General features: G+C 73.1%; 7 protein-coding genes. 1 reads left to right on the plus strand and 6 read right to left on the minus strand.

Features of this window, described 5'->3' with window-relative positions:
• The 4 genes from ACFV1W_RS23790 to ACFV1W_RS23805 all read right to left on the minus strand — a co-directional run.
• On the minus strand, window positions 1-4,929 hold a 4,929-nt coding region (locus tag ACFV1W_RS23790), incomplete at its 3' end, for a beta-ketoacyl synthase N-terminal-like domain-containing protein (protein WP_380419240.1).
• A gap of 253 nt (window positions 4,930-5,182) precedes the next feature.
• The gene (locus tag ACFV1W_RS23795) at window positions 5,183-5,953 is read right to left on the minus strand and encodes a BTAD domain-containing putative transcriptional regulator (RefSeq protein WP_380419241.1); all 771 of its coding nucleotides are present in this window, start codon (window positions 5,951-5,953) and stop codon (window positions 5,183-5,185) included.
• An 11-nt stretch (window positions 5,954-5,964) separates the two neighbouring features.
• Window positions 5,965-6,738: a thioesterase II family protein gene (locus ACFV1W_RS23800; protein ID WP_380419242.1), complete on the minus strand. Its 774-nt coding sequence runs from the start codon at window positions 6,736-6,738 to the stop codon at window positions 5,965-5,967.
• A 427-nt stretch (window positions 6,739-7,165) separates the two neighbouring features.
• Window positions 7,166-10,222 (minus strand): amino acid adenylation domain-containing protein, encoded by a 3,057-nt coding sequence (locus ACFV1W_RS23805; RefSeq protein ID WP_380419243.1) that lies wholly within the window; start codon window positions 10,220-10,222, stop codon window positions 7,166-7,168.
• A gap of 321 nt (window positions 10,223-10,543) precedes the next feature.
• On the opposite strand from ACFV1W_RS23805, the gene ACFV1W_RS23810 reads away from it, so the two are divergent.
• Complete coding sequence (locus ACFV1W_RS23810; protein WP_380419244.1) at window positions 10,544-11,371, plus strand: hypothetical protein; 828 nt, start codon at window positions 10,544-10,546, stop codon at window positions 11,369-11,371.
• Between the two features lie 141 nt (window positions 11,372-11,512).
• Here the strand turns inward: ACFV1W_RS23810 and ACFV1W_RS23815 are convergent, their stop codons facing one another.
• The gene (locus ACFV1W_RS23815; protein ID WP_380419245.1) at window positions 11,513-11,722 is read right to left on the minus strand and encodes a DUF5988 family protein; all 210 of its coding nucleotides are present in this window, start codon (window positions 11,720-11,722) and stop codon (window positions 11,513-11,515) included.
• A gap of 41 nt (window positions 11,723-11,763) precedes the next feature.
• Window positions 11,764-12,777 carry a threonine/serine dehydratase gene (locus ACFV1W_RS23820; protein ID WP_380419246.1) on the minus strand — a complete coding sequence of 338 codons (1,014 nt, stop codon included), beginning with the start codon at window positions 12,775-12,777 and terminating at the stop codon, window positions 11,764-11,766.
• Between the last annotated feature and the right edge of the window lie 70 nt (window positions 12,778-12,847).

Consider the following 12,847-nt stretch of genomic DNA (forward strand, 5'->3'; position numbering starts at 1 on the left):
GTCCGGTGTGACGCCCCGCGACTCGTAGAGCCGGAACAGTGCGGTTTCCAGCGCGAAGAGCGCGGGCTGGGTGTACTGGGTCTGGTGGAGGGCGTTCTCGTCGCCGAACACGACCTCGCGCAGTGGCCGCTCCAGGTGCGGGTCGAGCGCGGCGCAGGCCTCGTCGAAGGCGGCGGCGAACACGGGCTGGGTCTCGTACAACTCCCGGCCCATGCCGAGGCGTTGTGCGCCCTGTCCGGTGAACAGGAAGGCGGTCTTCCCGGCGCGCACCGTCCCCTGGACGGCCTGCGGGCTGGACGCGCCCTCGGCCACAGCGGCCAGGCCGGCCAGCAGCTCCTCCCGGCTCTCGCCGAACACCACCGCCCGGTGCGGGAAGAGCGCCCGTCCGGTGGCCAGGGCCCTGGCGACCTCGACAGGGTGCCGGTCGCCGTCGGAGTCGATGAACTCGCGCATCCGGGCGGCCTGTTCACTCAGGGCCGGCTCGCTCTTCGCGGAGAGCAGCAGCGGCGGCAGCACCTCGGAGACTTCGGGCTCGGCGACGGTGCTCTCCGGCGCGGCCTCCAGGATCACATGGGCGTTCGTCCCGCTGATGCCGAAGGAGGAGACGGCGGCGCGGCGCGGGTGGTCGGTCTGCGGCCAGTCCCGGGCCTCGGTGAGCAGCGAGACCGCGCCGGACTCCCAGTCGACGTGCGGGGTGGGCTCGTCCACGTGGAGGGTGCGGGGCAGCACGCCGTGACGCATCGCCTCGACCATCTTGATGACGCCGCCGACGCCCGCCGCGGCCTGCGCATGGCCGATGTTGGACTTCAACGAGCCGAGCCAGAGGGGCCGTTCGGGATCGCGCTGCTGCCCGTAGGTGGCCAGCAGGGCCTCCGCCTCGATCGGGTCGCCGAGCCTGGTGCCGGTGCCGTGCGCCTCGACCGCGTCGACCTGGTCCGCCGACAGCCGGGCGTTGGCCAGCGCCGTACGGATGACCCGTTCCTGCGAGGGACCGTTCGGCGCCGTGAGACCGTTGCTGGCGCCGTCCTGGTTGACCGCCGAGCCGCGGATCACCGCGAGCACCGGGTGGCCGTTGCGCTCGGCGTCGGAGAGCCGCTCCAGCAGCAGCATGCCGGCGCCCTCGGCCCAGCTGGTGCCGTCGGAGGCGGCCGAGAACGCCTTGCACCGGCCGTCGGGGGCCAGGCCGCGCTGGTGGCCGAACTCGACGAACATGCCGGGGCTGGACATCACGGCGACACCGCCGGCCAGGGCGAGGCCGCACTCGCCCTGCCGCAGGGCCTGCGCCGCGAGGTGCAGTGCGACCAGCGAGGACGAGCAGGCGGTGTCCACCGTCACCGCAGGGCCCTCGAACCCGAGGGTGTACGAGATGCGGCCGGACGCGACGCTGGACGTGGTGCCGGTGAGCAGGAAGCCGCCGTAGGTCCCGCCGCCCTCGTGCAGCCGGGGGCCGTACTCCTGGGGCATCGCGCCGACGAACACGCCGGTGCGGCTGCCGCTCAGCTGCGCGGGGTCGACCCCGGCCCGCTCGAACGCCTCCCAGCTGGTCTCCAGCAGCAGTCGCTGCTGCGGGTCCATGGCCGTGGCCTCGCGCGGGTTGATGCCGAAGAACGCGGCGTCGAACCGGTCCGCGTCGTAGAGGAAGCCGCCGTAGCGGGCGTAGGTCGTGCCGGGGGTGCCGGGCTCCGGGTCGTACAGCTCGGTGAGGTTCCAGCCGCGGTTGTCGGGGAACCCGCCGATCGCGTCCACGCCGTCGGCGACCAGGCGCCACAGTGCCTCGGGGGAGTCGGCCCCGCCCGGGAAGCGGCAGGCCATCCCGATGACGGCGATCGGCTCGTCGCTCGCCACGGCGGTCTCGGCGGCTCCGGCGCCCTCGCCGCCGGCCAGCCGGTCGAGGAGGTGGCGGGCCAGGGCGGTCGGGGTGGGCTGGTTGTAGACCAGTGCGGCGGGCAGGGCGAGGCCGACGGTGGCGGCCAGGCGGTTGCGCAGTTCCACGCCGAGCGCGGAGTCGAAGCCGAGCTCCTTGAAGGTGCACCGGGAGTCGACCGCGTCCGCCCTGAGGTGGCCGAGGACGATGGCGGCGCTGGAGCGGACCACGTCGAGCAGGACCTCCTCCCGCTCGGTGTCGGTGAGGCCGTCCAGGCGGCGCGCCCACGCGGACCCGGCGGCGGGCAGCGGTTGCTCCTCGGGCTCGGGCTCGCCGGCGGCGGGCCAGAACGCGGTCTCGGTGCCGTCGCCGTCGGCCGGCGGCTCGGGCCAGTAGCGGCGGCGCTGGAAGGCGTAGCCGGGCAGGGCGATCCGGTGCGGCGCGTGGTGCGCGAGCAGCGCGGGCCAGTCCACCGCGGCGCCGTTGACGTGCAGTTCGGCGAGCGCGCCGAGGAAGGAGCGCCAGGAGTCCTCGCCGCGCCTCAGGGTGCCCAGGACCAGGGCCCCTTCGGTGCCGGCCTCCTCCAGGCTCTCGCTGATGGCGAGGGTGAGCACGCCGTGCGGGCTGCTCTCGACGAAGGTGCGGTGGCCGGCCGCGAGCAGCGCCTCGACGGCGCGGTCGAAGCGGACCGGGCGGCGCAGGTTGGTGTACCAGTAGTCGGCGTCGAGCCCGGCGGTGTCCAGCAGTCCGCCGGTGACGGAGGAGTAGAACGGCACCTCGCCGGCACGCGGGCGGATCGGGGCGAGTTCGGCGAGCAGCTGCTCGCGGATCGTCTCGACGTGCGGGGAGTGCGAGGCGTAGTCGACCCGGATCCGGCGCGCCCGGACATCGGCCCGCTCGGCGGCGGTGAGCAGTTCGTCGATGGCGGTCGCGTCACCGGAGATCACGGCGGCGGCCGAGCCGTTGACGGCGGCGAGCGCGAGCCGCCCGCCCCACGGCGCGATGAACCGTTCGGCCTGCTCGGCCGGCAGCGCGACCGAGGCCATGCCGCCCTGCCCGGCCAGTGCGGTGATGGCGCGGCTGCGCAGGGCGACCACCCGGGCGGCGTCGTCCAGGCTGAGGGCACCGGCGACGTACGCGGCGGCGATCTCGCCCTGCGAGTGGCCGACCACCGCGTCGGGGCGCACCCCGACCGACTCCCAGAGCCGGGCCAGTGACACCATCACCGCGAAGAGCACCGGTTGGACGACGTCGACCGCGTCCAGGCCGGGCGCTCCGGGCGCGCCGCGCAGTACCGCCAGCAGGTCCCAGTCGACGTACGCGGCAAGGGCGTTCGCGCATTCGGCGATCGACTCGCGGAAGGCGGGGGAGGCGTCCAGCAGCTCCAGGGCCATGCCGGCCCACTGGGAGCCCTGGCCGGGGAAGACGAAGACGGTCCGGCCGTGGTCGTCGCCGACGCCGCGGACGAGTCCGGGCGCGTCCTCGCCCCGGGCCAGTCGCGCCAGCAGGCCGCGCAGCTCGGCGATGTCGGTGCCGAGCAGGACGGCCCGGTGCTCGAAGGCGGTGCGGGTGGCGGCCAGCGAGTGGCCGACGTCGACGGCCTCGACGGCCTCGACGGCGTCGGGCCCGGAGGCCAGGGCCTCGGCGAGCCGGGCGGCCTGGGCGCGCAGGGCCTGCTCGGTGCGGGCCGACACCGGCCACGGCACCGCGACGGCGGCGGCCGGCCCGGCGGAGGTGCCCGCGCTGCCGGGCTCGGCGGCGTGCGGCGCCTCGGTGACGACCACGTGGCAGTTGGTGCCGCCCACGCCGAAGGAGCTCACGCCGGCCACCAGCGGGGCGTCCGGGGCGGGCCAGTCGCCGAGCTCCTGCTGCACCCGAAGGCGCAGCCCGGTCAGGTCGATGGCGGGGTTGGGCGACTCGTAGTTGAGGCTCGCGGGCAGTCGGCGGTGGTGGATGCCGAGCGCGGTCTTCAGCAGGCCGACGATGCCGGCGGCGCCCTCCAGATGGCCGATGTTGGTCTTCACCGACCCGACGTGGAGCGGGAGTTCGCGCGGGCGGGTGGATCCGAGCGCCTCGCCGAGCGCAGCGGCCTCGATCGGGTCGCCGACCGGGGTGCCCGTGCCGTGCAGTTCGACGTACTGGACCGCTTCGGGTGCGACCCCGGCCTGCGCGCAGGCCAGCCGGATCACCTCGGCCTGCGCCTGCGCACTGGGCACGGTGAGGCCGGGGGTGGCTCCGTCGTTGTTGGTGGCGCTGCCGCGGACGACGCAGTACACCCGGTCGCCGTCGGCCAGCGCCCGGGTCAGCGGCTTGAGCACCACGACGCCGCCGCCCTCTCCGCGGACGTAGCCGTTGGCGCGCGCGTCGAAGGTGAAGCAACGGCTGTCGGGGGAGAGGCCGCCGAAGCTCACCGAGCGCGCGGTGCTGTCCGGGACGATGCTCAGGTTGACACCGCCGACCAGCGCCAGGGTGGACTCCCCGCGCCGCAGGCTCTCGACGGCCATGTGCACGGCCAGCAGCGAGGAGGACTGGCCGGCGTCCAGGGTGAGGCTCGGCCCGTTCAGCCCGAGCGTGTACGAGACGCGGTTGGCGATCACGCCGCGCTGCACGCCGGTGAAGGTGTGCCGGGTGAGCGACCGGCTGCCGCTGCGCTGGAGCAGCGTGGCGTAGTCGTCCCAGATGGCGCCGACGAAGACGCCGGTGCGGGTTCCGGCCAGCGCGTCGGGCACGATGCCGGCGTCCTCCAGCGCCTCCCAGCCGAGCTCCAGCATCAGGCGCTGCTGCGGGTCCATGGTGACGGCCTCGCGCGGGGAGATCCCGAAGAAGGCCGCGTCGAAGCGGTCGATCCGGTCGAGGAAACCCGCCCGGCCACCGGGACGGCCGGCGAGCGCGTCGCCGAAGCGGTCCGTGGGGGCGTCGGCGATGGCGTCGACGCCATCGCACAGCAACCGCCAGAACGCGGCCGGGTCGGGTGCCTGCGGCAGCCGGCAGGAGAGGCCGATGACGGCGATCGCGTCGTCGCCTTCCAGGGGCAGAACATTCTGGGGACCGTTGGCACCAGTCATCGCTTTCGCTGCCTCCTACGGAGTGTGGCCGGCCGCGTACCGGGGTCAGGACGCTCGTCGTGACCACCGTCGGCGCAGCGGCCAAACCCTGCCTTGGCGGCCGCTAAACCGGCGCCTGCCCGTGTGGACGCGGCCGCTGAACCGGCGCCCGCCTGCACGGACGCGGCCGCACGCGGGTGTGCGAACACGACGAGCCGGGCTGTCCGCGTGGGGTTCGGACAGCCCGGCTCGTCGTCGGGGTGGGGGTGCGGGATCAGGCTCCGGAGCGGGCGAGGACCCGGTCGTCGGCGGCCAGGATCGCCCGGTGCACGTCCTGCAGCGAGGTGCAGGGCTCCAGCCCGAGCTCGTCGATCAGGGTGCTGCGTGCGGTCTGGTAGACCTTCAGGGCGTCGCCGCGGCGGTCCGCGCGGTAGAGCGCGAGCATCAGCTGCCGGTAGAAGGTCTCACGCAGGGGAGTCTCCTCGACCAGCGCGAACAGTCGTCCCACCAGCTCGCGGTGGTAGCCGAGTCGGAGCTTGGCGTCGATGTGCATCTCGATGCAGTCCAGGCGGGCCTCGGTGAGCCAGGTGGCGAAACTGCGCAGGATCGGCCCGTCGCCGATGCCGCCGAGGACCGGTCCGCGCCACAGCGCCAGTGCACGGTCGAAGGCCTCGCAGGCTTCCTGGTAGCGCTGCTCGCGCAGGTATCTGCGGCCCAGGTCGGTGAGGTCGAGGAAGGCCCGGTGGTCGACCTCGTCCGAGCGCAGCCGCAGCATGTAGCCGGAGGAGCGGGTGACGATCGGGCTGTCCGGATGGCCGAGCCGGCCGAGGAACTTGCGCAGGTCGGAGATGTAGACGTGCAGCCCGGCGGTGGCCCGCCGGGGCAGGCGGTCGCCCCAGATCTCGTTCATCAGCTGGTCGGCCGTCACCACGTGGTCCGAGCGGACGAGCAGGGCGGCGAGCAGCGTCTCGACCTTCTGGGCGCTGATGTGGGACGGGCCGGTCCCGTCGACGACGCGCAGCGGCCCCAGTAACTGGTACTTCATCACAGGCTCCTTCAGGCCGAGGCGGTGTCGAGGAGGGCGCGCAGGGTGCCGGCGACCGTGTCGACCACGGCATCCCGGTGCTCGTCGAGGTAGAAGTGGCCGCCGGGGAAGATCCGCAGGGCGAACTTCCCGGTGGTGTGGTTCTGCCAGGCCGCGGCCTGGTCGAGCGAGGTGTGCGGGTCGTCGTCGCCGACCAGCATGGTCAGCGGGCAGTCCAACGGCGCCTCGGGAACCCAGGTGTGGGTCTCGATCGCCCGGTAGTCGCCGCGGATGGCCGGCAGGATCGCGTCCAGCATGTCCTGGTCCTCCAACCACTGCGGGTCGGTGCCGCCGACCTCCGTCAACTCCCGGACCACACCGGCCTGGTCGCGCAGGTGGACGGTGCCGGAGGGCAGCCGTGAGGGCGCCGGGTATCCGGAGGCGAACAACCACAGCGGAAGGTCGCCCCGGTCCCGGCGCAGCCGCTGGGCGACCTCGAAGGCCAGCACCGAGCCCATGCTGTGTCCGAAGAACGCGAACTGGCCGTCGAGCCAGGGCAGCACCGCCTCGTAGGCGCGGTCGGCCAGTTCGGGCAGGTTGTCGATGCACTTCTCCGCCCTGCGGTCCTGTCGGCCGGGGTACTGCAGGGCCAGTACCTCGGTGTCCGGGGCCAGGGCCTGCGACAGCGGGTAGTAGTAGCTGGCCGAACCGCCGGCGTGCGGGAACAGGACGAGCCGCACGGGGGCGTCGGGGGACGGGTGGAAACGGCGGACCCACGCGGCCGTAGTCCTGGATGTGGCAGTCATGCGTGTTCCTTCCATGACGGAACGTCACCGCGATCGCAGTGTCGGCGGTACCTCAACACGGCCGGGGAATCGAGTGAGAGCGATCCGCCCCGGCAGGTGGGACGGGTGACGGCTGCCGGGGTGTGGGATCAGAAGGTTTCTCAGAGTCTAGGGACGGCGTTGACCGGGCCGGTAGCCCGGCAGTCCCCTATCCGCCCCCTAGTCAATACTTGAGGAAGATTTGAGCCTTCACCCCGGCACGCACTGTTGGTGGCGGAACGTTACTAGGGGTGGTCGGGCTGAACCCTTAAGGTCCCTGGGCGTGAACGCGTCGAGGGCGGAAGCCGGTGTGGCTTCCGCCCTCGGTCCCCGCCACGGCGACGTCCCGGGACCACGGGGGTCCCGGGATTGGAGTCAGCGGGTACGAACGATGTCAGGGGGGACGGGGTCAGCGGGTGCGGACGTGCTCGGCGAGCGCGGCGGGCGTCGGCGCCGAGAACAGGTCGGCGAGCTTCACCGTGACCCCGGTGGACTCCTCGATCCGCTGGAGCAACTGGGCGCCGAGCAGCGAATGGCCGCCGTGGGTGAAGAAGTTGGTGAGCGCCGACACGTCGTCCCGGCCCAACAGCTCCTGGTACATCGTGATGACCGAGCGGGTCAGCTCGTCGGTCGGCTCGGCCTGCTCCTCGTCCGGGCCGGTGGCGGCCCGTCCGGCGCTCGCCAGCGCCTCCAGGGCCAGGTAGTCGACCTTCTCGTTGGCGTTGACGGGGAACGCTTCGACCACGACGAAGTCCTGGGGGATGGCGGAGTTGGGCAGTTCCCTGCGGGCGTGCTCCCAGAGCTCGGAGACGAGCCCGGGGCCGGCTGCCGACTCCACGAACACCACCAGCCGGCCGTCCGCGCTGCGGTCGCCGACCACGATCGCGGCCGAGGCGCGCACCTGCGGATGGCCGAGCACGGCCGCCTCGATCTCGCCCAGCTCGATCCGGTTGCCGCGGAGCTTGACCTGCCGGTCGGAGCGGCCGAAGATCTCGAGGTTGCCGTCCGGGCGCCACCGGCCGGTGTCACCGCTGCGGTAGAACCGGCCCCACTGCGGGTGGTCGCCGAACCGGGCCGCGTTCAGCTCGGGTCGCTCGTGGTAGCCGAGGGAGACGCCGGCCCCGGCGATGCACAGCTCGCCGCGCACCCCGATCGGCAGCTCGCGTCCGTCCGGCGCGGCCACCCACATCCGGATGTTCGAGATCGGCTTGCCGATGTGCGGCCGCTCGCCCAGCTCCTCGTCGGCCCGCAGCACGCCCCAGGTGCACCAGGTGATGGTCTCGGTCGGGCCGTAGGCGTGGTGGAGCTCGCAGCCGGTGGCCAGCAGCTGTTCGGCCAGCGGTACGGGCAGCGGCTCGGCGCCGATGACCACCCGCCGGCCGTCGAGCTGGTCGGCCACGTGGTCCAGGACCAGCCGCCAGGTGGTCGGGGTGGCCTGGATGATGCCCGGCTGGTGACGCTTGACCAGCTCCAGCAGCACCCGGCCGTCCACCCGGGCCTCGTCCGGCGCGATCACGATCCGGCCGCCCGAGTAGAGCGGGACGTAGTGCTCCAGGTTGGCCATGTCGAACGCGAACGTGGTCATCCAGAGGGTGGCGTCCCCCGGCGTGGCGCCCAGCCGCACGGTGTAGTCGGCGGCGATGTTCGAGATGGCGCGGTGGGGGAGCAGCGCCCCCTTGGGGCGGCCGCTGGAGCCGGAGGTGTAGATGAGGTAGGCGGGCGCCTCGGGATCGATCACGGGCGCCGCGCCGACCGCGTCGGCTGCGGCCTCGGCCTCGGGGACCGCCGCCAGCGGCAGTTCGGTCATGGCGCGGTCCGCCGGCAGGGCCAGCTCCCGGTCGGTGACGATGACCTTCGCGCCGGAGTCCTCCAGCAGGTAGGCCACCCGCTGTGCCGGGTGCTCCGGGTCGATCGGCAGGTAGGCGGCGCCGGCCAGCCAGATGCCCAGGACGGTGGCGGTCAGCTCGGGAGACCGGGCCGCGGCGAGGGCGACGATGTCGCCGGCCGCGACGCCGGCCGCGACCAGCCGGTCCCGGGTGTCGAGCGCGGCCGCCCAGAGCCGGCCGTAGCTGACGGTGCGGTCGCCCTGCTCGACCGCGACCGCGTGCGGGTCGGCGCGGACGTTGGCGTGGACGGCGGTCGGCACGTCGGGCGGGTCGAAGCGCATCACGGTGTCGTTGGCGGCCCCGATCACGGCCCGGTCCTGCTCGTTCCAGACCTCCAGCCGGCCGACCGGCCGGGCCGGGTCCTCGGCGCAGGTGACCAGCAGCTCGTCGTAGCGCGCCAGCAGCGCCTCGATGTCCGCCCGGCCCAGCTTGTCGGTGCCGTACCGGGCGATGATCGTGATCTCCGACTCGGCGGAGGCCAGGAAGAACTCCAGGTCGAACTTGCTGTAGCCGTTCTCCAGAACCAGCGGGCGGCCGCGCCGGCCGTTCACCGTCAGTTCGTCGCCCAGGTCCAGTTGCGGGAAGTAGTTGAACAGGTGCCGGCACAGCCGGTTGCGCCAGGACGACCCGGCACGGGGGACCAGGTCCGAGATGCTGTCCACCGGGACGTCGGCGTGGCCCAGCGCGGCGAAGTAGGTGTCGCGGGCGCGGCGGACGAGGTCCCGGAAGCCCTCGGCCGGGTCGACCGCGACCCGCAGCGGGAGCACGTTGGTGTGGTGGCCGACCGACCCCGGGGCCTCCTTGGGGCGCACGCTCACCGGGGAGCCGACGGTGATGTCGGGACCGGCGCCGTGCGCGGCGAGCAGCACGTAGTAGGCGGTCAGCAGGATCACCGCCTCCGGGGCGCGCGCCTCGCGCTGGAGGGTGGTGACGGCGGCCCGGGCCCGGTCCGAGAGCCGGTGGCCGACCTGGTCGCCGAGCAGCGTCGGCCGGGCCCCGTCCGGTGCGCCGCAGGCGAGGTCGAGCGCTTCCGGGTCGAAGTCCTCCAACTGCTCGCGCCAGAACGCCAGGCTGCGCTCGCTCGGCTCGGGCTCCACGAACGTCGGTACCACGGTGAGCAGTTCGGCGGGCACGGACTGCCCCTGGACGAGCCGCTGGTAGGCGGCCACCAGCTCGTGGAGCAGCGTGGTGCCCGAGATGATGTCGTAGACCAGGTGGTGGAAGGCCAGGCAGACCACGTTGCCGTCGGGGTGGTGGAAGAGCCCCGCGCGCACCAGCGGCCGGCCGTCGAAGGCGAACCGCCGGGTGACCCACGGTCGGAGCGCGAGTTCGATGCCCTCGGCGGCCGGGGAGAAGTCCTCGACCTCCTCGATCCGGACGTCGAACTCCTGCTCCGGGACGACCGCCTTCATCAGCTCGGCGCCCGAGGTGAAGTAGACGGTCCGGAGCACCTCGTGGCGGTGCAGCAGGACGTCCAGGCTCTCCTGCAATGCGACGGGGTCGAGCTCGCCCTCGACCTGGAACGCGAGCGAGAGGTTGTTGGCCGCTGCCTCCGGAACGAGACGCTCCAGCAGCCACATCGCCTCTTCCTTGCGGGTGGCCGTCGACAGTTCACGTGTGGATCGGCCTGCGGGTGCTGCGCCGGCTTTCGCTGCGGGTCCCATGGGATCCTCCCCTTGACGGACGGCTGTGATCCTGTTGGCACGGCTTGCCATATTTCCAGCGACGATACAAGGGCGGGTGCCGCCGGGTAACCCCTAGTCGGAAATTCCGGGATCGGCAGTGCACGAATCCACGGACAGGGGTCGGATAGGGGTGCCAGGGGCTACCGTCGGAATTCCCTCGAATTTAGGGTTGGGCAGGATCATCGGCATGCGACCGCGAAGACCAAAGGAGTGGTGATGGCGGAGTCCGGCTCGTGGAAGACCCTGGTGGAAGGTGACGGATCCGAGGGGATCGTCCTCGCGGTGGATTTCGACACCACCGGTCGTCCGGAGGCGCGCTTCTCGGACCTGGTGGCGAACCTGGGCACCGGCCTGACGGTCTGGGAGACCGTGCCGCCGGCCCACGGCACCGAGCACGCGAAGAGCGGCAAGGGCTACATCGACTACTGGGCCGGGCGGCTGGAGGAGGAGCGGCCGCCGGTGCGGGCGCTGCTCGGCTTCTGCGCCGGCGCGGTCTACGCGGCGGCGCTGGCCGAGCGGATCGCCGACTGGCAGGAGAGCGAGCCGCAGCTGATCGTCTTCGACCCGGAGATCTCCGTGTCCCAGACGCTGATGTGGCAGTACCACAAGGTCGTGGGCTTCATGGCCTCGGTGATCTCCGAGGCGGACGTGGCCGCGGCCCGCGAGGCCGGGCTGAAGGTCCTGGAGGCCTGCCCGGAGATCGGCGCGCTGCGGGACGGGCTGATCCGGCTGATCCGGGAGATCGGCGAGCCGGCCTTCACCCGGGTGGGCCTGGACGCCACGCGGCGGGAGGAGCTCTTCACCGTCTTCGAGTCCTTCCTGAGCTACCTGGCGGCGGCGAGCGAGCTCGACCCGGTGGACCGCTGGCGGCGGGCAGTGGCGTTCAGCTCGGCGAGCCCGCTCAGCGGGCTGCGCGCGATGCGTTCCTCCGGGGTCGGCGAGGGGGTCACCGTCGCCCGGGAGGTCGAGATGGACGTGGAGCACGGCTCGATGCTGGCGCACCGGGAGCTCGCCGCCGCGGTCGGGGGCCTGCTGCGCGATTGAGGGACCGCCCGAGTGGACGGGCCCCGGTCGGAACTCCGGCCGGGGCCCCTGTTCGTGCCCGGCGGAAACGGGCAGCGGAAAACCGCCGGCGAGCCGTGTGATTCGGCTCGCCGGCGGTTCTGGAAAATCTGGAAAGGCCCGTCACTCCGCAATTTCGGTACGCGCGGTCCATTCGAATACTGCGGTCCGGTCGCCATCCAGGGAAACGAACTCGCCGGCGTGCCGGAAATGCTCGTAACCGCCGTAGCGGCTGTATTTGATGGCCTCGGTGAGCGAATCGGTGAGCTGGATCCGGTCCTCGTCGCGGATGGACTGGGGGCCGCCGACCAGCAGCGCCTTGATCTTGCCCATGCGGAACCTCCTGTCAGGGGAATGGGTCTCCGGCGGAGTCGTCACCGGCCGGCGAACTCGGTCAGCAGCGAGGCCACCAGGGTCGCCTCGACGTTGCCGCCGGAGAGCAGCACGCCGACGTCGAGCCCGCGCCAGCGCGGGTCGACCACGAGCCGCAGCGCGGCGGCCAGCGCGGTGGCGGCGGCCGGTTCCACCAGCAGCCGGGTGTGGGTGAGGGCCACGGCCATCGACTCGGCGATCTCGGCCTCGTCCACGGTGAGCACCTCGGCCAGCGACGCGTGGCAGGTGTCGAAGGGGAGTTGGCCGATCCGGTCGGGGCGCAGGCCGTCCGCGATGGTCGGCCGTACCGGGACGTTCACCGGCCCGCCGCGGCGCAGCGCCTCGGTGAGCGCGGGCACCGACGAGGGCTCGGCCGCGACGACGGCGATGTGCTCGCCCGCGGTGGCGAGGCAGGCGCCGGCCACCGCGCTGCCGCCGCCGACCGGCAGGACCACGGCGTCCAGCCGGCTCCCGGCCGCGCGGACCTGGTCGAGGAGTTCGGCGGTGGCGGTGCCCTGACCGGTCACCACGTCGGGGTCCTGGTAGGGATCGACGACGTCGTAGCCGTGCACCGCCCGGTGCTCCTCCACCGCGGCGATCCGGTCGGCCAGGACGGTGCCGGCCTGGATCACCCGGGCGCCGGTCTCCTGGATCCGCCGCACCTTGGTCGGTGCGGCGTCGCACGGCAGGACCAGGGTGGCGGGAAGTCCGCACTCGCGCGCCGCGAGTGCGACGGCGATCGCGTGGTTGCCGGTGCTCTGCGCCACCACGCCCCGGCTGCCCGCGGCGGCCAGGCGCCCGACGGCCAGGAGGGCGCCGCGCAGCTTGAACGAGCCACCGCGCTGGAGGTTTTCGGCCTTGAGCCAGAGCCTGGCGCCGGCTCGGCGGTCGAGGTCGTCGCTGCGGACGACCGGGGTCCGCACCACCCGGCCGGCCAGTCGCCGCTGGGCATCGTGTACGTCACTGCGGGTCAGCGGCCGCTCGGCGACCGCGACGCTCGCGTTGGTCTGGGGCATCGCACCTCACTTACGCTCGCGGGGCGGGGCGCCACGGTGCGCCCTCCGGGAGTCCGGGCACGTCCGGCAG

It is taken from the genome of Kitasatospora sp. NPDC059648 (genome assembly GCF_042734825.1).
In the GTDB taxonomy this organism is placed as follows: domain Bacteria; phylum Actinomycetota; class Actinomycetes; order Streptomycetales; family Streptomycetaceae; genus Kitasatospora.